At 54.3% G+C, this 26,695-nt stretch carries 20 protein-coding genes, 3 tRNA genes and 1 pseudogene; 15 read left to right on the top strand and 9 right to left on the bottom strand.

The genetic code is table 11. The features are described 5' to 3' along the window. From HK23_RS12830 to efp, 3 genes and pseudogenes are all read right to left on the bottom strand, one after another. Positions 1 to 825, bottom strand: a pseudogene (locus tag HK23_RS12830) (ATP-dependent DNA helicase); the annotation flags it as partial. Between the two features lie 92 nt (positions 826 to 917). Then, positions 918 to 1,748: an inositol monophosphatase family protein gene (locus tag HK23_RS12835; protein WP_086654276.1), complete on the bottom strand. Its 831-nt coding sequence runs from the start codon at positions 1,746 to 1,748 to the stop codon at positions 918 to 920. Positions 1,749 to 1,787: 39 nt separating this feature from the next. After that, positions 1,788 to 2,354 (bottom strand): elongation factor P, encoded by a 567-nt coding sequence (efp, locus tag HK23_RS12840; protein ID WP_062143947.1) that lies wholly within the window; start codon positions 2,352 to 2,354, stop codon positions 1,788 to 1,790. Positions 2,355 to 2,510: 156 nt separating this feature from the next. Here efp and HK23_RS12845 point away from each other — a divergent pair. Together HK23_RS12845 and HK23_RS12850 are read left to right on the top strand one after the other, a co-directional pair. Further along, a tRNA-Ser gene (locus tag HK23_RS12845) sits at positions 2,511 to 2,600 on the top strand. Between the two features lie 312 nt (positions 2,601 to 2,912). After that, complete coding sequence (locus tag HK23_RS12850; RefSeq protein ID WP_086654277.1) at positions 2,913 to 3,896, top strand: NAD(P)H-dependent glycerol-3-phosphate dehydrogenase; 984 nt, start codon at positions 2,913 to 2,915, stop codon at positions 3,894 to 3,896. Positions 3,897 to 4,033: 137 nt separating this feature from the next. Here HK23_RS12850 and HK23_RS12855 read toward each other — a convergent pair whose 3' ends face one another. Next, a complete protein-coding gene (locus HK23_RS12855; protein ID WP_086654278.1) occupies positions 4,034 to 4,936 on the bottom strand; it encodes a S1/P1 nuclease in 903 nt (300 codons plus the stop codon). A gap of 305 nt (positions 4,937 to 5,241) precedes the next feature. Between HK23_RS12855 and HK23_RS12860 the strand changes: the two genes are divergently transcribed. Together HK23_RS12860 and HK23_RS12865 are read left to right on the top strand one after the other, a co-directional pair. Then, a complete protein-coding gene (locus HK23_RS12860; protein ID WP_086654279.1) occupies positions 5,242 to 7,323 on the top strand; it encodes a phosphocholine-specific phospholipase C in 2,082 nt (693 codons plus the stop codon). Between the two features lie 337 nt (positions 7,324 to 7,660). Next, the gene (locus tag HK23_RS12865) at positions 7,661 to 10,090 is read left to right on the top strand and encodes a TonB-dependent receptor (protein ID WP_086654290.1); all 2,430 of its coding nucleotides are present in this window, start codon (positions 7,661 to 7,663) and stop codon (positions 10,088 to 10,090) included. A 98-nt stretch (positions 10,091 to 10,188) separates the two neighbouring features. Here the strand turns inward: HK23_RS12865 and HK23_RS12870 are convergent, their stop codons facing one another. After that, complete coding sequence (locus tag HK23_RS12870) at positions 10,189 to 10,884, bottom strand: YfdX family protein (RefSeq protein ID WP_086654280.1); 696 nt, start codon at positions 10,882 to 10,884, stop codon at positions 10,189 to 10,191. A 249-nt stretch (positions 10,885 to 11,133) separates the two neighbouring features. Between HK23_RS12870 and HK23_RS12875 the strand changes: the two genes are divergently transcribed. Continuing rightward, positions 11,134 to 12,273, top strand: a complete 1,140-nt coding sequence (locus HK23_RS12875) for a PQQ-dependent sugar dehydrogenase (RefSeq protein ID WP_086654281.1) — start codon at positions 11,134 to 11,136, stop codon at positions 12,271 to 12,273. 13 nt (positions 12,274 to 12,286) lie between these two features. Here HK23_RS12875 and HK23_RS12880 read toward each other — a convergent pair whose 3' ends face one another. The 3 genes from HK23_RS12880 to upp all read right to left on the bottom strand — a co-directional run bounded on the left by HK23_RS12880 (position 12,287) and on the right by upp (position 14,238). After that, complete coding sequence (locus tag HK23_RS12880; RefSeq protein WP_086654282.1) at positions 12,287 to 12,799, bottom strand: hypothetical protein; 513 nt, start codon at positions 12,797 to 12,799, stop codon at positions 12,287 to 12,289. A 108-nt stretch (positions 12,800 to 12,907) separates the two neighbouring features. Continuing rightward, on the bottom strand, positions 12,908 to 13,582 hold the full coding sequence (locus HK23_RS12885; RefSeq protein ID WP_086654283.1) for a YoaK family protein: 675 nt from the start codon (positions 13,580 to 13,582) through the stop codon (positions 12,908 to 12,910). Between the two features lie 5 nt (positions 13,583 to 13,587). After that, a complete protein-coding gene (gene upp / locus HK23_RS12890; protein ID WP_086654291.1) occupies positions 13,588 to 14,238 on the bottom strand; it encodes a uracil phosphoribosyltransferase in 651 nt (216 codons plus the stop codon). Between the two features lie 179 nt (positions 14,239 to 14,417). Between upp and gpt the strand changes: the two genes are divergently transcribed. The 7 genes from gpt to HK23_RS12925 all read left to right on the top strand — a co-directional run bounded on the left by gpt (position 14,418) and on the right by HK23_RS12925 (position 20,342). Further along, positions 14,418 to 14,903 (top strand): xanthine phosphoribosyltransferase, encoded by a 486-nt coding sequence (gene gpt, locus HK23_RS12895; RefSeq protein WP_062143990.1) that lies wholly within the window; start codon positions 14,418 to 14,420, stop codon positions 14,901 to 14,903. A 57-nt stretch (positions 14,904 to 14,960) separates the two neighbouring features. Continuing rightward, positions 14,961 to 15,037 (top strand) — tRNA-Pro (locus HK23_RS12900). 21 nt (positions 15,038 to 15,058) lie between these two features. After that, positions 15,059 to 15,364, top strand: coding sequence for an ETC complex I subunit (locus HK23_RS12905; RefSeq protein WP_086654284.1), 306 nt, complete (start codon positions 15,059 to 15,061; stop codon positions 15,362 to 15,364). 39 nt (positions 15,365 to 15,403) lie between these two features. After that, a tRNA-Arg gene (locus tag HK23_RS12910) sits at positions 15,404 to 15,480 on the top strand. A 169-nt stretch (positions 15,481 to 15,649) separates the two neighbouring features. Next, complete coding sequence (gene glf / locus HK23_RS12915) at positions 15,650 to 16,804, top strand: UDP-galactopyranose mutase (protein WP_373270332.1); 1,155 nt, start codon at positions 15,650 to 15,652, stop codon at positions 16,802 to 16,804. Between the two features lie 89 nt (positions 16,805 to 16,893). After that, entirely contained in the window at positions 16,894 to 18,993 is a 2,100-nt protein-coding gene (locus HK23_RS12920) for a glycosyltransferase (RefSeq protein WP_086654285.1), read from the top strand. 5 nt (positions 18,994 to 18,998) lie between these two features. Then, positions 18,999 to 20,342 carry a polysaccharide pyruvyl transferase family protein gene (locus tag HK23_RS12925; protein WP_179193906.1) on the top strand — a complete coding sequence of 448 codons (1,344 nt, stop codon included), beginning with the start codon at positions 18,999 to 19,001 and terminating at the stop codon, positions 20,340 to 20,342. A gap of 60 nt (positions 20,343 to 20,402) precedes the next feature. Here HK23_RS12925 and HK23_RS12930 read toward each other — a convergent pair whose 3' ends face one another. Beyond that, on the bottom strand, positions 20,403 to 22,637 hold the full coding sequence (locus HK23_RS12930) for a glycosyltransferase (protein ID WP_086654287.1): 2,235 nt from the start codon (positions 22,635 to 22,637) through the stop codon (positions 20,403 to 20,405). A 280-nt stretch (positions 22,638 to 22,917) separates the two neighbouring features. Between HK23_RS12930 and ispF the strand changes: the two genes are divergently transcribed. The 3 genes from ispF to dusB all read left to right on the top strand — a co-directional run. After that, complete coding sequence (gene ispF, locus HK23_RS12935) at positions 22,918 to 24,072, top strand: 2-C-methyl-D-erythritol 2,4-cyclodiphosphate synthase (RefSeq protein WP_086654288.1); 1,155 nt, start codon at positions 22,918 to 22,920, stop codon at positions 24,070 to 24,072. 110 nt (positions 24,073 to 24,182) lie between these two features. After that, positions 24,183 to 25,547: an 8-oxoguanine deaminase gene (locus HK23_RS12940; RefSeq protein ID WP_086654289.1), complete on the top strand. Its 1,365-nt coding sequence runs from the start codon at positions 24,183 to 24,185 to the stop codon at positions 25,545 to 25,547. A gap of 135 nt (positions 25,548 to 25,682) precedes the next feature. Beyond that, positions 25,683 to 26,695 (top strand): tRNA dihydrouridine synthase DusB (gene dusB, locus HK23_RS12945; protein ID WP_086654293.1); only part of this gene is annotated, 1,013 nt, incomplete at its 3' end.

Consider the following 26,695-nt stretch of genomic DNA (forward strand, 5'->3'; position numbering starts at 1 on the left):
ATTGCGTTGCGCCCAGACACTGGCGGGGGCGATATAGCCCAGCGTTTTGCCTGTTCCGGTTCCGGCTTCTGCCAGCACGACGGCAGGATTGCCGCGATGGGTGCGGGGTTCAAACGCAGCGGTGGAGACACTGGCAAAATCAGCCTGCCCAGCCCGGCTTTCCGAGCCTTCACCCAGCAAAGTGCGCAGGCGGGTGCGCGCCTCTGCTGGTGTAATGGGGTGCGAGGCTGGCGGCGGGCGGGGGGCGACATCTTCCCATTTGGGCAGAACGCGCCAGACGCGCAGAGCATCCCCAGGTTGCAGAGCTTCTTCTGGGAGATTACCTTTGCCGTCCAGCTTGTCCGGCAGGCCCAGTGTCTCGGCTACGGTGCCAGCCCACGGCCAGCCAGCCTGTGCCAGCCGAACGGTCAGAGCGGCCAGCATCTCACCAAAAGGCCCGGATTTCTGACGGGCCAGTTCGGCCAGCATGATCTCGACGAGCAGGGGAAGAAGATCCGCTTCGGCGCGGCCAATCCGGTCTTCTTCCACCCCAAGTGCCAAAGCCAATCCGCGTGGCGTAGGGGCGGCTGTGCGCGCCGGATAGACAAAGGTGAAAAGTTCCAGCAGGTCCAGCCAGGGGGAGGGCTGACCCGGAGGCGGCAGGTCCAGCTTGCGCGCAACAGAAGGCGCATGAACTACCAGCGGGCAGGGCATGCTGTTTAGCCGGGCGCGGAAGTCTGATGCGGAGAGTGTAAGAAACTCGCCGTCTTCTGTCAGAAGGGAGAAGCCACGATGATGCGCCGTAACGGCGGGCGCGTCGTGCGCAGAGGGGAAGGACGCCTGCATGGAGGTTCCACCTTACGCAATCTGCGGTGTGTGGCTAGGGGGTGTTCAAAAAGGGAACCCGTTCAGGCAGAGCAGGCTCCCTTTTTTGATCTTCAGGGGGCGTCTTTCAGGCTGTCTGCCACAACGTCCATCAGCTTGCTGTGCATGTAGCCGTTGCCGGCTACAATCATCACGTCGTCCGGCATATCGTCCAGATCAAGCCCGGCCGGGTCTGTCACCTGACCGCCCGCTTCCCGCACAATCAGGATACCGGCAGCGCAATCCCACGGTTTGATACCGAATTCCCAGTAGCCTTCGTATCGGCCAGCTGCGACCCATGCGAGGTCCAGTGCAGCGGCGCCAAAGCGACGGATACCGGCAACGCGCGGCATGAGGTTCCCCATCACGCGGGCAAACGGCAGGCGCTGGCGGGCAGGCACTTTTGCAAACGGGATACCCGTTGCAAAAACGGCTTCCTGCATGTCCCGGCGGGCAGAGACGCGGATGCGGCGTTCGTTGAGGAACGCGCCCGTGCCTTTTTCTGCCCAGAACATTTCATTAGCAGCCGGGTTGTAGACCAGAGCGGCAGCCAGCTCGATCTTGCCATCCGGCAGCCGACGCTGGAGGCCAATGGAAATGGCCCAGTGCGGAATGCCGTGCAGGAAGTTGGTGGTGCCGTCCAGCGGGTCCACAATCCAGCGCCATGTCCAGTTGTCACCACCGGATTTGCCAGATTCCTCCATCAGGAAGGCATAGCCGGGGCGGGCCCGTTCCAGCTCTTCACGCAGGGTCTGTTCTGCACGCAGGTCTGCCTGAGAAACAAAGTCACCCGGCCCCTTGATGCTTACCTGAAGCTGCTCGACTTCATTGAAATCGCGCAGGAGACGCTTGGCTGCCTTCTGGGCGGCAGTTTGCATCACCATCATGACGGGGGAAAGACGCATGGCCACTATGTTTTGTCCTGTCTGGAGTAATGCGGAAGATCAGTCTTTGGCGCGTTCGACGTAAGAGCCGTCTTCAGTCCGGACGACAATACGTTCACCGGCTTCAATGAAGGGCGGCACCATGGTCTTCACACCATTGGAGAGTTTTGCGGGCTTGTAGGAGGAGCTGGCCGTCTGGCCTTTGACCACCGGATCAGCCTCAACAACTTCCAGCGTCACCTGCGGCGGCAGGTCAATCCCGACCGGGTCGCCTTCCACGAGGTGGATGTTGATGGTCATGTTGTCCTGCAGGAACGGTGCCTGATCACCCAGCAGATCGACCGGAATCATGGTCTGCTCGAACGTTTCAGGGTCCATCAGCACGAGGGATTCACCGTCGGTATAGGAATACAGATATTCCTTATCCTCGGTCATCAGACGCTCGACACTGTCAGCTGTACGCCAGCGTTCGTTGGTTTTGTTGCCCGTCTTAAGGTCGCGCATTTCCACCTGAATGAAAGCGCCGCCCTTGCCGGGGGTAATGATCTGCTGCTTGAGCACCGTCCAGCGACGGCCATCATGCTCGATGACCTGTCCGGCCCGGATCAGGTTCGCCTGCTGTTTCATAACTCGTCCCTGAATGGATGGATGTTAAGGACCGGGCTTTTACAACTCCAAACGCCTTAGAGCAAGCCGAGTGGCGAGAAACAACACTGACAAAAGCCAATTTCACCCGCTGGACAGGCAACGCGAGCATAGTTATAAGGCTTCCAATCTGATGCAGGAAGGGTGGCCGAGTGGTTGAAGGCTCCAGTCTTGAAAACTGGCGTGCGGGTAACCGTACCGTGGGTTCGAATCCCACCCCTTCCGCCATTAGATGATAAATTTTCCTTTAAACATCCATAAATTATGATCGCGCTGTGTGGTTTCCTTGTTTGGATCCATTGGATGCTTGCGCCCATGTCGCTGGCGCGAGAGATTTGGATTGCTGCTCCTGCCCAATGCGGGAAAGCTTTCAGCATTGTGATCGGCTGATCGGCCCAGCGATAATGTGAAGACTTGGTATGCCTTCACACGTTCCAAGGGGGCGGCCTGCACAGCACAAGGCTGGCATGGTATGAGAGTTACAAACTGACCTTCAGAAAAATAAGGGCGGAGAAACGGCCTGAGCAGAAGGATATCGGTATGAAGCGCATTGCAGTGATCGGGGCCGGGGCGTGGGGTACAGCTCTGGCTTTGCACGCAGCGAGGGCAGGCGCGTCGGTTCAACTCTGGGCGCGTGATCCATCCGCCCGACTAGCCACTGGCGCAATGCCGCGTCTGAGCGCTTATCCGCTCCCGGATGTTGTGGATGTCACGAATGAGTGGTCTGTGCAGGCGGATATGACACTCGTGGCCGTGCCTATGCAGCATCTGGCTTCCGTGCTGGAGCAACTGGAAACCACGTCTCCTCTCGTTCTGTGCTGCAAAGGGGTTAAGCCGGAAAGTCTGCATTTTCCGCTGGATATTCTGGCGGCCACCAGGCCAAGCCATGCGGGGGCCGTTCTTTCGGGGCCGAATTTTGCGCATGAAGTTGCCGCCGGGTTGCCTGCGGCGGCTGTTATTGCTGCCAGAGAGGACGGCCTGGCCCGTTCTCTGGCCGATACGCTCGGCACGCCCGCTTTTCGGCTTTATGACAGCACGGATACTATCGGGGTGCAGCTCGGTGGTGCCGCGAAGAATGTGATCGCCATCGCAGCAGGTGTGACGATTGGCGCAGGGCTTGGAGAGAATGCACGCGCTGCGTTGGTAACGCGGGGGCTGGCGGAAATTAGTCGCCTTGCGCTGGCGCTCGGAGGTGAGCCGTCAACTGTGTCCGGTCTGTCCGGGATGGGCGACCTGCTTTTGACATGCACCGGAACTTCTTCACGCAATTTTCGCGTGGGTCGGGCATTGGGAGAAGGTTTGTCGCCTAAGGAAGCGGAGGCCGCAGCAGGTGGCGTGGCTGAGGGTGTGGCGACGTCACAGGCTCTGACTGAGCTGGCGCTCCGGTCTCAGGTGAGTGTGCCGGTAATGGATGCGGTGTCGGCAATTGTTACAGGGCGTGCAGACTTGCAGGATGTTATGCAGCAGCTTCTGGCGCGGCCTTTGGGGCCGGAAATTAAAATGCCACCTGCTTTTGTGCGTTAGAGCATATTTTCGAAAACAGATGATCTCGTCGGGATTTTTAACGGGTATGTTGTCGGGTGCTGCACACCAGCATATTCGCAGAGCGATCTATGCTGGTGTGGGGCTGACCTCATGCCGCCAGAGCGACGGCGTTCCGTTTATTTGGTGATCTGAACGTCAGCCAGAGCCGTGTTCAGGAGTGAGGCCAGCCGAACACCTGCCTTCATGAGCTGAAGCGAGACAACGGTCTGTGCTGCGGCATCATAACCAGCGGGCAGTTCAACCGGGGCGCTGTCCGGGTCGCAACCCGCTTTTACGCCGTTCAGATGGTAGGCATAGTCCCGGGCCAGACCAAAGCTCTCCTGCGCCCAGTCGGAAGGGGTGCCTTGTTGCCACGCCTGCTTGTCATCGTACGTAATGTGCATGAACAACGTATCGGCCAGGCTTTTGGGATTGGGGTCCAGTTCAGAGACCACACCCGTGTCCCAATAGGAATGGAGGTTGGTTGTGCGTGGGCCGCCCAGTGCGAGCCGGACACAGTTCCCACCTTTGTCATGATTGTCTGCCGCGTGGAGCGGCTGATGCAGGTCACCGACAAAATGCACCAGATACTTCAGAGCCAGAACGCGCTCTGCCGGGGGCGTGTCCGGTGCTGCCAGTTCCTTTGCGAATTCAGGAATCTTGTTAACAACACAGTCTTTTGCCGGTCCGGCGCTTGCAGGACCATTCTGTGCGGGGAAGTTGTAGCAGGCCTGCGGCAGATCGGGGTGGTCCAGTTCAATGTCGACAAAGTGCCACTCGCCCGTTTCCTTGTGCCCGCCGCTGCGCCATGCATCGGCCCAGATGGAGCGGGAGAGGAAGTCAGGCTGTGTCAGTGTGTCTTTGTCCTGCTTTAAAAGCAGATCGATCTTCTGGCGCACGCCCGGGGTCAGATAATCCCACGCCAGTGCGGCGACAACCTGATGTCCTTCACGCCCCCATGCCAGAGCCTGTGAGCTTGTGGCGGCGAGGCCGAGCATCATGCAGCTAGCAGCAGCGAAAATATTAAAACGTGATCTCATGCGGAATACTCTCGAAAGTTCTCATTAGTTGTGAGGATTATCGTTTTTTCAGAAAAATGTATCTATTCGGAATTGTAATATTTTTTTACTGTGTTGTCCCACGGTATTTTCGTTTCAACCAGCGTCGTCCGCATTCTGTGCCGATATATGACATTCTTATGAAATGTGTTGTTGCGGTTGTTGTGGGCGCTGTTTCTGTTTAGGGCAGCTCCCACTTGCCCGCACTGTCTGGAACGATTTTTGAAAGAGGCGCGTGGGACAGTCGTAAAAGACTGGTGTGAGTAGTTGAAATCGAGAGGGCATGGATGTCGGTTATCGGACGCAGAGGACTTCTAAAGGGTGGAAGCGGACTTGTTACGGCGGGTCTTCTGTCCTCCATTAACCGCGCGTTGGCTATTCCGGCAGAGCGCCGGAGCGGCACGCTGGAAGATGTCGAGCACATTGTTGTGCTGATGCAGGAAAACCGGTCCTTTGATCACTATTTTGGGCATCTGAATGGGGTGCGTGGGGTTGGGGAGCGTCACCCGGTCCGTTCCCCGGATGGCTCCCCGGTCTGGTCCCAATGGCGCGCCAAACCGGAGGAGGGGAGGGTTCTGCCTTTCCAGCTCCGCACGCATGTCACCAGTGCGCAATGTGTGCTGGATCTGGACCATAACTGGGCGCCCACCCATGCGGCCATCAACGCCGGGTGGAACGACCAGTGGCCCCGGCACAAGACCGACATGACGATGGGATATTACACGCGCGAGGATATCCCATACCATTACGCCCTGGCTGATGCGTTTACGGTGTGCGATCATTATTTCTGCTCCACACCGACACAGACCCATCCGAACCGCTTTTATCTGATGACCGGAACCGTTGATGGGGAAGGTGTGGGCGGCGGCCCCGTTCTGGATAACGTGGACTGGGTTGATCGTGCCTTTTACCCGCAGGTCCCCGGTCCCTTTAACTGGACAACTTACCCGGAGCGGCTGGAAGCAGCCGGGGTGAGCTGGCAGGTTTACCAGCAAGGTCTTTCTCCGTCCGACGTGGAAAACGGCAATTTTGGCACGAACGTGCTGCTGAATTTCCGGAACTATGTCGATGCGCCTGAAGGCTCTCCTCTGTTCCAGCGGGCTATGACCAAGCGCACGCTGGATACGCTGAAGCAGGATGTACTGGCGGATCGTCTGCCGCAGGTGTCCTGGTTGTTGCCGCCTGCTGCCTATTCCGAGCATCCTCGCTGGACCCCCGGCTATGGGGCAACCTATATTGCTCGTGTGCTGAATGCCCTGACCGCTAACCCGGAGGTGTGGGCAAAAACCGTTCTGCTGGTCATGTATGACGAAAATGACGGTTATTTTGACCACATGCCGCCGCCTCAGCCGCCGACGCCCGTTCTGCCGGGGAAGAGTACGGTCGATACACGTGGCGAGATTCATGATCGCCTCACGCCCTATGAACCGAACAGGTATAAAGCGGACATGCTTCCTTATGGGCTTGGACCGCGTGTTCCCATGCTGGCTTTGTCCCCGTGGAGCACGGGTGGGTTCGTCTGCTCGGAAGTGTTCGACCACACGTCTGTCTTACGGTTTATCGAAGCGCGTTTTGGTGTGCGTGAAACCAATATTACCCCCTGGCGGCGTTCCGTGTGCGGGGATCTGACCAGTGCGTTCGATTTCTCGCGCAAGCAGGGGTTGAAGGGCAACCTTCCCGATACGGCTGATTACAGGAGCAAGACTGACCTCTCCTGTAAATTGCCCAACCCGGCTGTTCCGGTGCAAAGCAGTGTGTCTGACATTGGTGAGCAGGAAAAAGGCCATCGTCCCGCGCGGCCTCTGCCTTACGTTCTGGCTGTGAACGAAGTGGACGGGCCTGCTGGTTTCTGCACGCTTCAGTTTGAGAATCAGGGCACGACGGGTGCCTGTTTCTATGTGTATCAGGAGCGGTCAGAGGAAAAACCGCGACGTTACACAGTGGGGGCAGGGGCTTCTTTGCAGGATCAGTGGCGCGTGTCCGCTGGCGAGATGCTGCGGTTGATGGTGATTGGTCCCAATGGCTTTGCCCGGTATTTCCATCGCAATGGCCGTGCAAGCGTGGGTATTTCTGTGGCTGATCAGCCACAGACGGGGGGCGTCGTCGTAAAGCTGACAAACCGCACCAGCCAGTCGCAAACCGTACACATGCATGACAATGCGTATGGGCTGGCACAGCGGACGGTGGTTCTGCCTGCGCGTGGCGTGAGGCAGGAGCAGGTCATGCTGGCAAAAAGTGACCATTGGTATGATCTGACAGTCTCTGTTGCGGCAGAGCCGACCATAACAAGCCGATTTGCAGGGCATGTTGAAACAGGACGCCCCAGCATTACGGACCCGGCTTTAGGGAAGCCCATTCTCCACGTATGAGGTTTTGTGCTCCCGGACCGCCGGGAGCACCTGATCACAGCGGGTCAGGAGGGCGTGAAGATGTATAAAAATTAAAGAACCTCTGTTTTTTTCTCATCAAAATTAAGATGCGTGAGAGAGCATGAGACGATAAAGAAACGAAAAAAATTTCGAGGAATTATATATTTTTCGGAAATATTGGATGAAAAGTTTATCGTTCTGGTATCGAATTGTTGCAAAAAAGCATCATGATTTTCATTTTCGTATGCCTGTCATAAAAATTTAAAATAAAACCTATTTTACAGATGTTAAAGGAGGGCTGCGCTTAACGATATTTTGAATGGAACTGTTGACCACTATGCAGAAACTTTTGGCCACTTCCGCGCTGATTGGCTTTACAACGCTCCCGTTCTCAGCAGCCTTTGCGGCTGCGGAACCTGACACGACGGAAAAGAGCAGCGGGCATGTGCGCGCTGCATCATCGTCAAAAGTTTCCACCAGCGAGCCTTCCATGATGGGCTCAACCGCACCAACGGATCAGGGGCCTGAAAAGGTCGAAGTGAAAGGTGCTCGCCACCGGCAGGTTGGCGGTGGTCTGATGGTTAAGGAAGACGCGCCCAAGTCGCGCTCCACCGTCACCGCAGAATATATTGAAAAGCAGGCCGCTGGCCTGAACCCGATGCAGCTGATTGAAATGCTGCCGGGTGTTAACACCACCTCCACAGATCCGATGGGCCTTTCTGGTGGGCATGTGACCATGCGTGGTCTGACGGAAAGCCAGATCGGGTTCACGCTCGAAGGTTTCCCGATCAACGATATCGGCAGCTACGCTGTTTATCCGCAGGAAATTGTTGACCCGGAAAACCTGCGCACCATTAACGTGGAACAGGGCTCTGCGGATCTGGACAGCCCGCATATCAGCGCCACTGGCGGTGCCGTGAATATGTATCTGATGAACCCCAAAGATCATCTGGGTGGCAAGGTTGTCGGGTCTTACGGCAACTATAACGCCCGTCGTATTTTTGGGCGTCTGGATACGGGCTATATTGGCCACACCAACGTCAAAGGCTTTGTATCCTTCTCCGATGCCGCTGAGCAGTCCTGGCGCGGGCCGGGTGGCCAGAACAAGCTGCATGGTGAAACTAAGTGGGTGAGCGCCTGGGGCAAGGGCAACGTTATGTCCTTCTCTCTGGTAGGCAACCAGTCCACCGGCGTTCTGTTCCCGACGACTTATATGGATACCTGGAAGCAGAAGGGTATTCACAACAGCTACGCCAGCAAATGGGACCCGAAGAACCCCAGCAGCAACTACTACCAGCTGCACCGGAACCCGTTCACCAACATTTATGCCAGTGCGCCTTCAACCTTTACGCTGACCGATAACCTGACGCTGACCGAAACACCGTATTTCTGGTACGGCAACGGGAATGGCGGCGGCGCATATAGCGAAGACCTGACCAGCCAGCAGTATGGCGAGCAGAAGGTTACTGGCTCTATTGGCCCGTATAACGCGTCTAATACAAAATCTATGATTCTGTATAACCCGTCCAATACGCAGACGTATCGCCCCGGTGCTGTGACAAAACTGTCTCTGCACACAGGGATCAACCGTTTGACCGTTGGTTACTGGTTTGAATATTCAAAGCAGCGGCAGACAGCACCGTTCAGCCTGATTGATAACGAAACCGGCCAGCCTAATGATCTGCTGGGTGGTGGGCCGAACATGGTCTATTCCAACGGGGTGACTGCGCAGTATCGTGACACGCTGACGCAGACCCGTATTCACACCATGTTCATTGTGGACAGCCTGTCTCTGCTGAACAATCGCCTGACGCTTGAAGCAGGCTTGAAATATGCCGTGGTGAACCGTGACGGGCATAACAACCTGCCGGATACGTCCACCGGGCCTTACATCAAAGGGTCCTGGCAGCAGCCGCTGCCGGCTGTGTCCATTCGTTATAAAATTAACGACGAAAACCAGCTTTTTGCCTCTTCCACCACCAACTTCCGTATTCCGATGAATACGTCTCTGTACGATTCAGGGTCCTACAGCACAAAACTGCACGGGTACAGTACGCAGGCCAACGCGAATATGAAGCCGGAAATCTCTATTTCCGAAGAATTTGGCTGGCGTTATCAGGGCCCGACGATCATGAGCTCTGTATCGTATTTCCACTATAACTTTACCAACCGCCTGTACCAGCAGACTGTGGTAACGGACACTGGATATACCTATAGCCGTAGCATCAATGGCGGGAACTCCCACGCTGATGGCGTGGATATGGAAATCGGCACACGGCCGATCCTGTATCACCTGCGTCCGTATTTCTCCGCGGAATACATTAACGCTCGTACGGACAGCAATATTGCTGCCGGTGGCACCAGTGATTTCGTGTTCAGTAAAGGCAAGTTTGCACCGCAGACGCCGAAATATCAGCTGGGCTTCAACCTGGATTATGATGACGGGCACCTGTTCGGGGGCTACAGCCTGAAATATGTGGCCAGACAGTATTCAACGTTTGTGAATGACCAGCATATTCCTGGTTATCTGACGATGAACATCAATGCTGGTTACCGCTTCAAGGACTGGGGTATCATGAAGTCTCCCACCCTGCGTCTGAACCTGCGGAATATTACAGACCGTCACTATCTTGGCTTTGTGAACGGCACCGCGGCCAATGCGCTGGCGACGACCGGGATGTATGGTGCCAAGATTAAGGGCGGCAGCACGACCTACTCTATCGCAGCACCGTTCATGGTCATGGGGTCTGCCAGCGTCGACTTCTAAAAGCCTGATCTGACAGGCTGCCTTACGCGCTACCTTGCGTAAGAAAAAGCTAAAGGCCGGAGGGGCTGTTTGCTCCTCCGGCCTTTAGTATTAACGGGTTAGTGGCTGGATTTTGCGGGAGCTTTCCCGTTATCCGGCATTGCGGTTTCCGCAAAATCTTCTGAGACAAACACCAGTCCGTTCAGGATCTGGTCAAGGGCAGCAACAGCTTCCGGAGCCTGCTTGCCTTCAGTAAAGACTGTTGCGCGGTTCAGGGCACCCTGCGTCTGGGCCAGCGGGGTCAGTGCGATAATGAAATTGGCATCCTCTCCCACAACCTGCATGGTCTGAGCAGCCTGATCCGGCTGACCTGATTTAAGCTGACCATTGGCTGTTGCAACGGCGGCTTTCTTTTCCGGAGCGAGGGTTTCCGTGGCAATGAATTCGCCACCAACCGGGATCCACGTGGTCGGGGTTGTTACCGGCATATGGGAGGGAGAAACCGGGTGCTGCGGCGCAGGCTGAAGCTGGCTTTCCGCGGCATCAAATTTCGTTTCCGCTTTGCTGGCAGCCGTCAGACGCTTCTGGGCATCGTAGAGGGCCGGGATTGCGGCATCGGTGTTGCCAGCGGCAAGCGTTTCACGCGCCTGCACAATGTCGGCCATGGCGCGCTGACCGTCAGCGGACAGATGATGGAAAGCCCGGCCAGCCTTGAAGTTTTCCCATTTGGTATGGAGGCTCTCTGCGTGGGCCAGCACCGGAGTGGCTGTCAGAACAGCCAGTGCTGCCAGAGACGCTTTAGCATTAAGACGCATTGTTACGATCCGTTTCTTCAATATCGAAGGGCTATAATGAGGGAGACCCTTTTCCGCTTCCCAATATTGGGTGCGCGGCTGCGCCAGACAACTCTCAGAGGCGGGATACAGCTCAGCGGGGCAGGATGGTCTGCGGTGCGTCTTCATAAATGCGTCAGAAGGACCAGCCTTGGCGTATTTGCTTTGAAGGCGTGCCACGAGGCGTTTACAGCTGAAAAAGACTGATTTTCGCTGCCGGGGGAGAAAGCTATGCAGAAATTTTTCAGAGCCAGAAAGGCTGGCGTTCTCCTCGCATGTGTACTGGGCGGCGTGGCCTCTGTGGGAACTCCCGGACAGAGTCTGGCGGCAGCAAAGCTCGACGAACTGCGCGTACCGGCAGGCTTTCATATCGGGATTTTCTCCGCTCAGGTGCCCGGTGCGCGGGAAATCGCTATTGGGGCACAGGGCACGGTGTTTGTCGGCACAATGGGGCCGGGCGTGGTCTATGCCATTTCTACTGATCAGGCTGGTCATGCCACCAAAGTCCGCACTATTGCCCATGGGCTGAACCTGCCGGTTGGTGTGGCATTTTACCGGGGTGACCTCTACGTCTCGGACACCCAGCGCATTGTGGTCTTGCGGGATATTGAGCACCATCTGGATGCTCCGCCAGCGCCGGAAGTGGTGGCGGATGCGCTACCCTATGAGGATGGCGATCATTCATGGAAATTTATCGCTTTTGGGCCGGATGGGCGGCTGTATGTGCCGATCGGCGCGCCCTGCAATATCTGCGATGTCGGGCATAAATTCGGCCGTTTGCTTAGCATGAAGCCTGACGGGACTGACCGGCAGGATGTTGCTTTTGGCATCCGCAATACGGTTGGTTTTACATGGCAGCCGGGGACGGGCGCATTATGGTTTACCGATAACGGGCGCGATAATCTGGGAGACGATATCCCATCCGATGAACTGAACCAAGTCAGCCATCTCGGAGAATCGTTTGGGTATCCGTATTGCCACCAAGGCAATGTGCCGGATCCGCAATTCGGAAAGCAGCACGCCTGCGGCGAATTCACGCCGCCAGCCATGCTTTTGGGCGCGCATGTCGCAGCTCTCGGTCTGCGTTTTTACGAGGGGACGCAATTTCCTGCATCGTATCACGGTGCATTAATAATTGCGGAACATGGTTCATGGAACCGCAGCACGCTTGCAGGCTATCAGGTTGTCACGGTGCGCTTCGGGCAAGATGGCAAACCGCAGGCGCCAGAAGTGCTGGTAAGCGGATTTCGGCACGGTCAGACCGCATGGGGGCGGCCGGCGGATGTACAACCCATGGCGGACGGAAGCGTGCTGATTAGCGATGATCTGTCCGGCACCCTCTACAAACTGACCTATGACGGGAAGCCGTAAGGATCGGAGCGGCCTAGAGCTTGACCCGCATATGGTCGCGCAGGGCGTTGCACCGCTTGGTATATTGCGACGCCTTGGAGGCTGTGACGAAATTGATAAGAAACGCGGCCAGCAATGAGAAGAAGGACAGAACCGTCAGCACTTCACCGGTGAAAGAGATGTCATCATTATAGTGCAGCGCAGAGTACCAGAGCAGGCCGATGCTGAGAACAGCGCCAAAAAATCCAAAAACGCCGGTGGATTTTATCAGGGAGTCTTCGATGCTTTCAAAAGCGGAGGTTTCACGCCAGAGGTCAAAAAGCCTGCGATCCACGTCATCTATGGCGTTGGCGTGGCTTTCTTTTTGTGCGTCCGTGCGCATATGCGGGTTTTTGCGGTGAATATCCAACTCCTGCCGGGCTTTGACAAAAACCCGACGTCGTTCCTTGATGGCGGGCAGGCTGATATCAACAAAGCTGAGAATGGCGACGTTTAGGCCCGCAGAAAGCTGCACAACAGCCTGAAAATCCCCCCACGATATACTCATTCTTGGCCGCCTTGTGTCTCAGAGTGCTTAATCCGCTTGTCCTACTGAGAACGGCGTTTGACACCAAGAGCCCTCTGGCATGTCAGCTATTCGGGAACGCTGGATGGGTCAGTCAAGACGTTGGGCGCGTTCTGCCCGGCTGATGTCGAAGCACAGTATAGCGACCAGCGGCAGAGGCCACAGGAAAGGCAGACTACTGTTCAGGCTCAGAGCCACGGAGGCTGTGGCGGCACCCATCAGAAAGGCGACCCACGACAGGCCGGGAAGAAAAACAGCACTGCGAGAGGGGCGAGAAACAGTGTTACCCGGTAGGTAAGACATGAGCCATGCGGCAAGGGCCGCAGCGCATTTTAGCAGATTACTGGTGATGACAACGGTCTGGATAGCATTGCCGGAAAAGCGAGCAAGGGTTTGCCCCTGAATGGCCATGAGGGCTGGCAGCACAAGACATTCATAACGCACCTGATGGGGGGCACCATGAACACCTTGCGCGATAATCAGCAGGACAGCCATTATCACAAAACCATAGACAGGCAGAGTAACAAGCCTGAGACAGGCTGCCATAATGGCGGTCAGGAAAAAGACCAGAATGAGTTCTGCAACCTGCAGGCCATGCTGCCAGTTTCCCGCAGCGAAGGTGGCGTCCATATGAATGGTGTTTCCGGTCATGGCCCCCGCAAACATCCCACCCAGATCAATAAAGCTGAGCGCATTGATATAGCCCGCCAGCAAACCAAGAAGCAGAATGCGGCGAGCGGATGCCAAAACCGGAGCAGACGCCATGCGGATTAACGGGTGCTGAACAGACGGTCGCCCGCGTCTCCAAGACCTGGGCGGATATAGCCGTGCTCGTCCAGCCCGCGATCAATCGAGCAGGTCATGATGGGCACATCCGGGTGGGCTTTTTGCAGGCAGGCAATGCCTTCCGGCGTGGAGAGCAGGCAGACAAACAGTAGCCGTTTTGCGCCCTGTTGCTTCAGGCGCGTCAGAGCCGCGGCGGCACTGTGGCCGGTGGCCAGCATGGGGTCCACCACAATGCAGCGGCGTGAAGCAATCTGGGTCGGCAGTTTGAGGTAGTATTCCACAGCCTCAAGGCTGTTCGGGTCACGATACAGACCAATATGCCCGACAGGCGCAAACGGCACGAGGTCCAGCATGCCATCCAGCAGACCGTTGCCGGCACGCAGAATGGAAATAAAGCAGACATCCGGGCCAGCCAGCTGTTCGCCCTGCATGGTTTCGAGCGGGGTCGTGATTTCGACCGGCTCCAGAGGCAGGTCGCGCGTGGCTTCGTAGCACATCAGCAGGCTGAGCTCGCGCACCAGACGGCGGAAACCGGCCGTAGAGGTTTCCTTGCGGCGCAGATGCGTCAGCTTGTGCTGGATGAGAGGATGGTCAAGCACCACCGGAGGGAGAGGGGGATGGGTTTCTGAAGTCATGGGGGAAGCATAACGATTGAAAGAAAATTCCGCCATATTCCCTGAAGCAGGAAATTTTTCTTAATCGAAATTTGCAGCAGGGCCCGCACTAGTGGCAGAAGGGCGCTGCAAGGCCCAAAGGGGGGCCTGTTGGCTGGGTCTGTCTGGCCTGATGTTTGTTTGAAGAGGAAGTGCGCCAGATGGCCGTAAACTACGCGACTGTCACGTGGGACCAGTTACATAGAGATGCTCGTATTCTGGCAGAGGCCCTTGTGCCCAAAATGCCGTTTAAAGGTGTGGTGGCCGTCACACGCGGCGGGTTGATTCCGGCAGCCATTATTGCGCGGGAGCTGAACTGCCGTCTGGTCGAGACCATTTCCGTTGTGACCTACGATGAAGAAGAACGTGGCAAGCCCACCATCATCAAGTCTCCTGACGCAGCGGGTGATGGCGAGGGCTTCCTTGTTATTGATGACCTGGTGGATTCTGGCGTGACGGCCCGCGTGGTGCGTGAGCGCCTGCCCAAAGCCTATTTTGCCTGCCTGTATGCCAAGCCTGCCGGAATGGACCTGACGAATCATTTTGTGGTGGAAGTGCCGCAGGATACCTGGGTTTTGTTCCCGTGGGATACGGCTCCGCTGTTCGTTCCGCCGCTTGCCAGCAAGACAATGGACAAGGCTGACTGATTTTTTACCGCAATGGGCTTGCCAGCCTGCCGAATGCCGCTTAGGTTCCGCTGCATTCGGGGCGTGGCGCAGCCTGGTAGCGCGCGTGTTTTGGGTACACGAGGCCCCCGGTTCGAGTCCGGGCGCCCCGACCACATATATCTGGAGGCATCACCATGCCGGCACGGATTTATAAGCAGCCTAAAGCGGCGGGGCAGTCAGGACTGGCTGGCACGCGTGAGTGGGTTTTTGAATACGGACAAACGGCTCCAAGGCATCAGGACCCACTGATGGGCTGGACAGGAAGTCAGGACACGCAGTCCCAGCTTCGTCTGTATTTTGCTTCCTGTGAGGAAGCAGTAGCCTACGCGCAGCGTGAGCAAATAGGCTACGAGGTTGAAGCGCCTGTTCAGCGTATCCGTAAGCCTAAAGTCTATGCGGATAACTTCCGGTTTGACCGGATCCAGAACTGGACCCATTGATTTTCCGGATATTTCCGACTATCGGAGGGTGCAGAGTACGCGCCCTTAGCTCAGTTGGATAGAGCAACAGCCTTCTAAGCTGTGGGTCGCTGGTTCGAATCCAGCAGGGCGCGCCATATGCTTTGCATTAAATTCTCATTATAAATAGCCAGCGCAGTTCTTTTTTGCTTTCTTGCTGAAAGCACGGCCTAGAGGTAGGCCTTTGTGAAGAGAAGATATTTCCAGCATACTTGGCTGGAAGCACTGTAGCTAAATATAGGCTTGATTATATCAGGAGTTGAGATTTTGAAATCATTTTGCGTTGTGGGCGCTGGGTTTAGCGGGGCTATCATTGCCCGGCATCTGGCTGAGCGTGGTCATAAAGTGACGGTTGTGGATGAACGCCCTCATCTGGGTGGCAACTGCCACACGGAACGAGACGCGGAGACTGGCGTCATGGTCCACAAATATGGACCGCATATTTTCCACACCGCAGATAAAAGAGCGTGGGATTACGTCCAGCGCTTCGGAAAATTTCAGCCTTACGTCAATCGTGTAAAAGCAATTTCCAAAGATCGTGTTTATACGCTGCCAGTCAACCTTCTGACGATCAATCAGTTCTTTGGGACAACCATGGGACCGAAGGAAGCGCGCGCGTTTATTGAAAACAAAGCTGACCGCTCAATTCAGGCCCTCCGTTCTTTTGAAGAGCAAGCGCTGAGCATGATTGGGTCCGAACTCTACAAGGCCTTTTTCTACGGCTATACGCGTAAACAGTGGGGACTGGAGCCGACCGAACTCCCGGCATCCATTCTGAAGCGTTTGCCGCTCCGCTTTAATTACGACGATAACTACTTCAATCATCCGTATCAGGGTATGCCCGAAGACGGTTACACAAGCATTGTCCAGAATATTCTGGCTGTAGACGGGATTGATGTTCGTCTGGGCTGTTCCTTTGAGAGCCTCGAAGAGAAATATGATCACGTCTTCTATACAGGCCCGATTGATCGCTACTTCCAGTTCCGTCTGGGACGCCTTGGGTATCGCACGCTTGATTTTGAGCGGTTTGTTGATGAGGGGGACCATCAGGGTACCGCCGTTATCAACTATTGCGATGAAAATGTGCCGTTCACCCGGATTTCTGAACACAAGCATTTTGCACCGTGGGAGCAGGAAAAATTCTCCAAAACGGTTTGTTTCCGGGAATATAGTCGCCTGGCGGGTGAGGGGGATGTTCCCTACTATCCCATCCGTCTGGTGAACGAAAAGAAGATGCTGGATAGCTATATCGCACTAGCCAGATCAGAAAGCGGTGTCTCTTTCATGGGGCGTCTTGGCACCTATCGCTATCTGGATATGGATGTAACCATTACAGAAGCTCTGGCGGCATGTGATCAGATTGATGCGTTGCTGCAAAACGAGAATACGCCTTTACCGTCGTTTTTTGTGGACCCTGCGTAACCATTGTGAATGGTTTTTGTGAAATTTAAGTGTTTCGCTTATAAAGGAACTCTGTTGCGCATGTTCTGAATTACTTTTGGGAACGTTTTATGTCGGGTATTGATGTCTCTATTGTTTTGAATGTTCATTGTGAGCAGGACTTACTCTACCCGACACTCCGCTCTCTGCTTGATACTGTTGAGCATGCTCATCTGCACGATATAAAATCTGAACTGGTTATTATTGCTGATTGTGCAGATGAGACAACACTCGCAATTTTAAAAGACTATGACTATTCAGGTTTTGATGCAGTCAAAATAGAAATTGTGCAGGTGTGTTCGCTTGGGCTGGCGCGTAATGCGGGTATTCAGGCTGCAAATGGCGACTATATTGTGACAGCCGATGCGGATGATCTGGTTTCCAGAAATTTTATCTATCAGATGTATCAAAAACATCAGGATGCAAAAGATAAAAAAATAGTCTGTTTCCCGGAGTATTATCACGCTTTTGGCGATGAAAATTATGTATGCCGCTTTTATCCTTTGGAGCAGGTTGGTCTTTACAGGATGGCGTCAGAGCATCCGTATGTGTCCCGCTTTATGGCTCGGCGTAAAGACCTGCTGGAAATACCGTATCGGGATTGTTCGACGCATGCAGTTTATGCGTATGAAGATTATGACCTCAATTTACGTTTAGTCTGTGCCGGGTTTGATCTGGTTGTAGCTGAAGAAACAATTGTTTTTTACAGGCAGAGATCTGGAAGCATCATGGCTTCGCTCGGCAGAGAGCAGAAACGTATTGGGTTTAATTCTGGGTTTTTTTGCGGGCCAGAATTTTTAAGACTGACTGCGCAGCAAAACGGAAGTGCTATTATTCCTCAGAAGCATCTTGATTTTAAAAAATCGTATATAGAATCATCTTATTTGCGTGAATTTATTCGTCTGGCAAACCAGATGGATCCTGAAGTACAACCTCTCATTCTTTATGAGGCTAAATATTTTACGAATGTAGGTATTCCAGAGATTTTTGGATGGGCTTATGAAAAAATCTGTCACACCCTTGGAAGAAAGCAATATACGGATGTCTTTTTCCTCCCGTTTCTTTCCAAAGGAGGCGGGGAGAAATATATTCTGAATTTCATACAGGCTGCGCTTAAAAAAGAAAAAAGATCCTGTTTATTAATCCTTGGAGAAAAACTGTGTCGCTCTATAGAGCGATGTAAAATTCCTGAAGGATTAGATGTTATTGATCTGCCCGAGCTTCTCGGTGACCATGCTGAGGATAAAATGCCAGAAATGGCTGTGCGGATTATAGAAAATTTTGCTCCTAAAGCTAATATTTTTATGAAGTTTTGCCCGTTTTGCGTGTCTCTTTTAAAGGATTATGCAAATTTTTATGAGAAGCGTCAGCTTATTTATTTTTATTTCTGTTCGCCGCACTACATAATGGATAATATTGTTTATGAAGATAGTGGTGAATATCGTTTCTTATATGATTATAAACATCATATAGATTACGTTGTTTCTGATCATTGTGCTAATCTGGATCAATTAGAGCGTCGGATTCCAGCATATCATGGTCGGACGCACACCCTTTACACCTCTAGTCAGCCTGTTGATTATCGCATTCCTCATCAAGATGGTTCCCGGCGTCTGATCTGGGCGTCTCGTCTGGATTCACAAAAAAGACCTGATATTTTGCGTAAAATTGCACGTGCATTACTTTCTGAATATTCAGAAACAGAAATTCATGTCTATGGTAGTCCTGTTCTTGATAATTTTAATACTGAATATTTTGAGGGCTGTCCAAATATTGTTTATGAAGGGCAATTTAGTGGCCTAGAAAGTATTCCTTTTACCGATAGAGATGCTTTCCTCTACACCTCACTTTTCGATGGTTTGCCAAACGTTCTTCTTGAGGCCGCTCAAATGGGTGTGCCTGTTATTACCGTTGATGTCGGTGGAATTCCTGAACTGATTGGCGATGAGTCGGGTTTTCTGGTGCATAACAGTGCTGATGATGTGGAGTTAGTGCGACGCTACGTGAGGAAAATCAAAGAATTCCTCAATGCGTCTCCAGTAGACATCCAGAAAAAGGTCAATTGTTTGCGGGAACGTTTTGAGCACCAGCATGCGCAGCCGCTCTGTGATCGCAATGTTTCCACTTTTTACGCCATGCTGGAAAAACAGCGTGTGTTGGAGGGGGCTTAATGAACATGAACAATGAAAATATCAGGAAGGCTGTTCGCGAAGAAATTCGACAGCATCCCGTCCTTACGTCCTCTCTGAAGCATTTTGCAGAGCATGATGCGGTTTATTACCCCGGTTACGGTAATCTGGGGGACGCGTTGATTGCCCTTGGTACCCTTGACCTCTTTGAGGATATCGGCTGGGCACCCAAGCATGTTTATGGCCGGCACAAGCACGTTTTGTCCGGCCATAGTCACGTTGTGATGGGCGGTGGTGGCGGCTGGGTTAAAGGCTTGTGGGAAAGCTATACCGAGCAAACTGTCGAATTTCTGCAGAATGGGGGGCAGCTTCTTATTCTTCCCTCAAGTTTTTCCGGGTTTGGGGAGTGTCTTCTCCCCTATGCTGCTCAGGTCACTATTTTTTGCCGTGAACAGCAGAGTTATGATGCGCTCATTCAGCAAGGGATGCCTGAAGATCGGGTTTTTCTCTGTCCGGATCTAGCCTTTTATACCCAAGAAAAGCATTTTTCCGATCTGGAGGTGGCAGGGCATTATCCTGTTCTAAAAATTTTCAGGCGGGATGAAGAGGGGATTTCCAGACCCTCGCGGCGTGACTCTGTCGATTTGCCGCTGTTATTCAATGACGTTCAATGGGCGACGTTCGACGAATGTCTGCCGCCCCTTCGCGCTGCAGCGAGTTTGATCAGTCAGTTTGAGTGTGTTGAAACTGATCGCCTGCACATGGCAATTCTCTTCACGCTCCTGGGGCTTACTGTTAAGATTAAACCTTCAAACTATTTTAAAATTAAAGCTGTTTTTGATTATACTCTGCACCGGTTCCCCACGGCCTCTTTTGAGGAAAGCGCACAAGGTTATTCTTGTGAAGAGCAGAATGACGATGCCTATGTCAGGAAACTGCGTGAGGAAATCAAGCATCTTAAACGTGAGCAGCAAGCGGAGTGGGAAAGACGCACGATTGCCTTGCGGCAGAACGATGCTCTTTTGTCACGTTTGGAGGCTGTGCAGGAAGAATTAGGCGAAGCCTCAAAAAAAGCGGATATTTTATTAGAAGAAAAGCAGGCCGAGACGAGGCAGAAACAAGCTGAGACAAGGCAGAAAGAAGACCTTATGCAGCAGGTGGGCGTCCTGCAAAATGAATTGAAGCGTAAAGACGATAATTTTGACCAGATCTGCCTTGAGTTAGCGCAGCTTCATGAAAAGAAAAATGGAGAGTTTGAGCGGCTTCGGCAGGAACTTGAGACAATTCGTTCTTCACGTCTGCATCGTTTGGGAGAGAGGTATTACACCATATTTCGCTTGCCTGGGGTGGGGGCGTTACTGCGTGGCGTAAGAAAAATTATGACAGGCTAAAATAGAAAGCGTGTTTCCCAAGAGGCGCTGGATAGTGGCCTCTTGGGAGCAGCCATAGACTTAGTGACGCAGTCTGCCAACAAGTTTGCCGAAGCCAACATTCCGCAGCCCCATGCGAATATTCCGGATGGGGCCGGGTTGGTTCACACTGTCGTAATATTTATGCACAAGCTGAACCAGCCTGCCTTCTTCGTGATGCGGAGCGGGAGCCGGGGCGTGGTGAGTATTGTTTGATGATGGGACCGTTGGGTTATGGTACTGCGTATTCGGGCCATTGGCGTTCAGGAATTTGAGCATTTCGCCGTAGCAGCCTGATAGCTGTGCCTGATGTTTATCAATGATATAATTATAATTGATATTAAACATCCTGAATTTATCACGGAAAATAGAATCCTCGCGGATACGGTATTTAAACAGGGGGTGCGGGATCATCACGCCGCGAACGCCGTTAAGGACCATGGAGATGGTTGATTCCCAGTCATCAAGAAACATGCCGAGGCTTGGGTCATGTTGGCCATGCGCAAGGTAGGCGTCACGCCGAATAACCAGCCCCTGACAGTTGGTGGTGTTCATGATCATCTGGAGCGGAACTTCCGGGTTGAAGGTCGGCCAGAGCCGTAGGCGTCCGCTCTGGTTGAAATCCTCATTCCATGCGCCCACAAAACCCACATTGCTGTACTGGTTCAGGATCTTCAGAGCAGCTTCATAATAGGTGGCACCAACAAGATCATCTGCATCCAGAAGGGCGATATAGTCCGTCGTTGCGTTCTGGACGCCGACGTTGCGGGTTTCTGCCACACCGGAGTTTTTCTTGTAGATGACTGTCAGGTTTGTGTAACGGGCTTCGAGAGTCTTCAGAATAATGACAGACTCTTTGTCTGTTGAGCCATCATCGACAACAAGGATTTTGATATCAGGGAGGCTGCTGAATTTGATGCTTTCGATCGCTTCAAGCAGCAGTTTTCCAAGATTGTAATGCGGAATGACAACTGTCAGAGCAGAGCTATCCTCGGCCTCAGGATGGGTCTGCTCTTTCCCGGATGTAAAGGGGAAGGTGGTAAGAGGTGTGTTCTGTCCAATTGCTGTCAGAACCTGCTCTTTTTGCACCATGACCGTGGCGTAAGAACAGGTGTCCTTGATGGTTTGAACGGCTTTTCCTGCAAGAGAGCGGCTTTGCGTATCATCCAGTGCATCAATTTTCAGAATGGCGTCCTGAATGGATTTGGGGGAGTGCGGGTCAAACAGGAAACCGTTTTCTCCATTCCTGATGAGTTCTGCCTGTCCGCCGCTCAGAGAAGCCGCAACAAGGCCGCCATCAGCCATATGTTCGATAACGGAATAAGGATAGTTTTCAAACAGGGACGGATGAAAAAGGGCTTTAAGATGTTTTTTGATGAAGAGAATTTCGGAGTGCTCTTTGAGGCCTGCAAATTTGAGCAGTCCTTTTTCAATCCATTTGCTGTATTTTTCGCTGAGAGTTTCCGTAAGCGACTTATTGTTTTTAAAATAATGCGTGTCAGACCCGTACACGTACAGGGATGACTGGCCACCATTGGTCCAGTACAGGTCAAACCCTGCCAGCGCGTGTTCTATGCCCTTCCAGTAGCAAACGCGGGAGGCAATGGCGTAATCAGGAATATCGTAAACCTGAGCGTCATCAGATGCCTCTTTACCTGCCTCCAGACTGTTTGAGGGTTTTTCGTAAGGGTTGGGCACGACATCAATCGGAATGTCTTTTTCCAGAAATTCCGTAAGCAGTTTCTTTTTTAGAAAAGCACTGGGGGAAATGACTTTGTCTGCGGCCTGAAAGCAGAACTGCTCCATATATTTTGTGAAATATGTTGGCAGTTCATAGATGTTTTTTTTGTCCCATTCATCAATCATGGTGACGGGCGTATGGGCGGTTACCAGAACTTTCAGGTCTGTAAATGGTGCTTCAAGGCACAGTTTTCTCTGGAGTGTAAAATAACCCAGTCCGAAACCATCACACACTTCAAGCCAGTCCGGTTTAAAACCATCTGTGATGATTTTTTTGACCTGATTGGAGAATTCGTAGCTCATCGCCGCCCAGTGGCCCATATGTTTAAAGGACTCACCGGTGGACGGGTTGAAGCGGATCACCTTCACGCAGCCATAATACGTGCAGACTTCATCATGCACGTTGAAGTCGGCCGTCAGGATAACCGTCGGTTCTCTCTGTTCGATTTTTGCGTTGATGTATTCCTGTACATACGTGCACAGGCCACCCCCTGTAACATCAGGAGGGCATTCAAAAGTGAGTAAGAGCGTTTTCATGGTTTCTCTGGTCTAAGCCGCAGAAGAATGGGGGCTGATGAAGGTATCTGATTGGCGTGAGCTATATCATTATTCTGATAGAGAGGGACAAATTTTTCTATGCTGGCGAATGCTTGTCAGGATTTACAGGAATAAAGACAGGAGCCGACGCTTATAAAAGAGAGCGCGCAGATTTTTAAAAGCGGGCAGCCGCTGTAAGCGCAGGGATGGCGCAGGCAGAGTTCTGCGCGGCACATTTTGTGCCTTGACGTCTCGGGCTTCCCGCAGCATTGCTCCGACTATGCGAGTAGCTGCCATTCTTCTGGCTGCCGGAACAGGCAGCCGTTACGCCGCGACCACCGGGTCTGCAACGCCGAAGCAATATGTGATGCTGGCGGGCCAGCCGGTTATCCGCCATGCTGCGGAAGCCCTTTTGCCTCATGTAAGCTGTGTGCAGCCGGTGGGTGACCCCGAAATGCTGGCGCAGGCGCTGGACGGTGTTTCCGTTCTGCCGCCCGTAGCCGGTGGGGCAACCCGTCAGGCCAGCGTGCTGGCCGGGCTGGAGGCACTGGATGCCCTGCCTGAGGGCGAGCGCCCGGATCTGGTTCTGGTGCATGATGGCGCGCGCCCGTATGTGACGGCTAAACTGGTGCAGAATGTTGTGTCCGCGCTGGCCGAGCATCCCGGTGCTATCCCTGCCGTGCCGGTTGCGGATACCCTTAAGCGTGAAGATAAAGGCGTGATTGCGGGAACTGTCCCGCGTGACCATCTCTTCCGCGCGCAGACGCCGCAAGGGTTCCGCTTTGGGCTGTTTTTAGATCTGCATCGCGGGGCTGCGTCTGCTACGGCGACTGATGATGCGAAGCTGCTGGAAGAGGCAGGCTTCAGCGTGGCGTTGGTGCCCGGCGATGAAGACAATATCAAGCTGACTTATGAGGAGGACCTCGTGCGCCTTGAACGACTGATTGGTCCGACTCTCCTGCCGCGTGTTGGGCTGGGGTATGATGTTCATGCTTTTGAGGAAGGCCGTCCGCTGATCCTCTGCGGCATTACCGTGCCGCACACCAAAGGGCTGGCTGGTCACTCAGACGCTGATGTTGGTATCCATGCGCTGTGTGACGCCATTTATGGTGCGCTGGCAGAAGGTGACATTGGCACGCATTTCCCGCCCAGCAAGAACGAGTGGAAAGATGCGGACAGCGCGCGTTTCCTCGTGCATGCCGGACAACGGATCCGGGAACGGGGCGGCATGCTGATCAATGCTGATGTGACGCTCATTTGCGAACGCCCGAAAATTGGGCCGCATGCGCAGGCGATGCGTCAGCGGATGGCGGATCTGCTGGAAGTGGATGTTGGCCGGATTTCAGTTAAAGCCACCACGTCTGAACGTTTGGGCTTTACGGGGCGTGAAGAAGGCATTGCCTGCACGGCGGCTGTGTCTGTCCTGGTGCCCTGATCTGGCAGCGCTCTGAGCGCTTCCGGAGTAAAGTTTTGGCAAAGGGCCGCGCATCGGGCTGATGTGCGGCCTTTTTCATGTTCTGCCTCGGTGATTGGGACGAGAGACGAATGGCGACCATTCTGCTGAAAAATGCTCTGCGTGTTGTGACAATGAATGACCAGCGCGAAGAGCTGGAAGGCGGCTGGGTGCTTGTGCGCGGGCGGCAGGTTGTTGCCATTGGGGCGGCGTCAGACCCGTTGCCGCAGGCAGATGCTGTGCAGGATATGAGCGGGCATGTCGTGATGCCCGGCATGGTGAACACGCACCACCATATGTATCAGACACTCACCCGCGTTATTCCCGCCGCGCAGGATAGCTCGCTGTTCGGGTGGTTACAGGCGCTTTATCCAATCTGGGCTGGTCTGACCCCGGAGATGATCCGCGTTTCTACCTGCACGGCCATGGCCGAGCTTTTATGGTCTGGCTGCACCACGACCAGTGATCATCTCTATCTGTTCCCCAATGGGAGCCGGCTGGAGGATCAGATTGAGGCCGCCACCCAGATGGGCATGCGGTTTCACGCTGCGCGCGGCTCCATGAGTGTAGGGGAAAGCAAAGGCGGATTGCCACCAGATAGCGTGGTGGAAGATGAGGCCGCTATTCTGGCCGATACGCAGCGGGTGATTGAAGCGTTTCATGATCCAGAGCCGCTGGCCATGCAGCGTGTGGTGGTGGCACCGTGCTCTCCGTTTTCCGTCAGCCCGGATCTGATGCGTGAGGCCGCAGGGCTGGCGCGCGCTACCGGCACCATGTTGCATACGCATCTGGCGGAAAACACCAGTGACATTGCCTATAGCCGTGAGCGCTTCAACATGACGCCTGCGGAATACGCTGAGGATGTCGGTTGGGTTGGTGCGGATGTATGGCACGCGCATTGCGTCAAACTGGATGACGCCGGTATCAGCCGCTTTGGCGCAACGCATACCGGAATGGCGCATTGCCCGTGTTCCAATATGCGGCTTGGCTCCGGCATTGCGCCCGTGCGGCGCATGGTGGTGTCCGGCATGCGGGTTGGTCTGGGCGTTGATGGCTCCGCATCCAATGACGGCAGCCACATGCTGGGGGAAGCCCGGCAGGCCATGCTGCTTGGCCGTTTGCTGGAAACGGAAGACGGGCGGCCCATGATGCAGGCCCGCGAAGTGCTGGAACTGGCGACCCGTGGTGGCGCTGCGGTGCTGGGGCGTGATGATATTGGGCATCTTGCTCCCGGTATGGCGGCGGATCTTGTGGCGTTTGATCTGCGCGGAATTGATCATGCCGGTGCGCAGTCTGACCCGGTTGCAGCGTTGCTGTTCTGCTCGCCTCAGCGCGTCGCGTATTCCATGGTTAATGGGCGCTGGCTGATCCGCGATGGTCAGTTTGTTAATCATGACCCCGCACTGTTGGCGGAGAAGCATAACGCTCTGGCGCGGCAGTTGCTGGAAAAGGCCTGAAAGCGGCGTTTTTTTGCGGGATGGGGGAAGGTTCGGGGGAACTCTGAGCGCTCAAAACGTTACGGATATAAAAGATTGATTCCCGAATCGGAAATGCGTATATCTGCCTAAATCATAGGCAAAGTGGAAAAGACTGTGCAAACGCAACCGTTATTGCGGCCGATTGATCTGGGCGGTGTGCGCCTGGAAACGCCCGTTATCCTTGCTCCCATGTCCGGGGTGACAGACCTGCCGTTCCGTCGTCTGGCGCGGAAGCTGGGGGCTGGGCTCGTGGTCTCCGAAATGATCGCGTCCTGGGCTATGGTGCGGGAAAATGACACAACATTGCGCATGGCCGAAGTGGCAGATGCTGGCGGCCCGAATGCTGTGCAGCTGGCGGGGTGTGACCCGAACGCCATGGCAGAGGCGGCCCGGATTGCCGTAGGGCGTGGCGCGGATCTGATCGACATCAATTTCGGCTGCCCCGTGAAGAAGGTTGCTGTTGGCCAGATGGCCGGGTCCGCGCTGATGCGTGATGAGGTCGGGGCTGCTCGTCTGCTGGATGCCGTGGTGAAAGCAGTGCCCGTGCCGGTTACGCTGAAAATGCGGATGGGCTGGGACCATTCCCACCTGAATGCGCCTGTGCTGGCGCGTATTGCGGAAGAGGCCGGTATCCGCATGATCACGGTGCATGGCCGTACCCGGCAGCAGTTTTATAACGGCACGGCAGACTGGGCCTTTGTGCGGAATGTGAAAGAGGCCGTTGGCCTGCCGGTGATTGTCAATGGCGACATTCTGACGGTGGAGGATGCCCGCACAGCGCTGGCGCAGTCCGGCGCGGATGGCGTGATGATCGGGCGCGGGTGTTACGGGCGTCCGTGGTTTCTGGCGCAGGTCGCGCATGCTCTGCGGACGGGTGAGGAAGTGCCGGACCCCACGCTGGAAGCAGAAAAAGCCATTGTGCTGGAACATTACAAAATGATGCTGGAGCATTTTGGTGAGCGTCCCGGCCTGCGTCTGGCCCGCAAGCATGTCTCCTGGTATTCCGCTGGACTGCCGAATTCCGCCGGGTTCCGGGCTGCCGTGAACCGCGTGGACTGTGCGCCGGATGCCATTGCGATGATTTCCGATTTCTACGATCAGCAGATTGCTGATGGGGCCGTGCGGGA

Source organism: Acetobacter malorum (assembly GCF_002153605.1).
In the GTDB taxonomy this organism is placed as follows: Bacteria; Pseudomonadota; Alphaproteobacteria; order Acetobacterales; family Acetobacteraceae; genus Acetobacter; species Acetobacter malorum_A.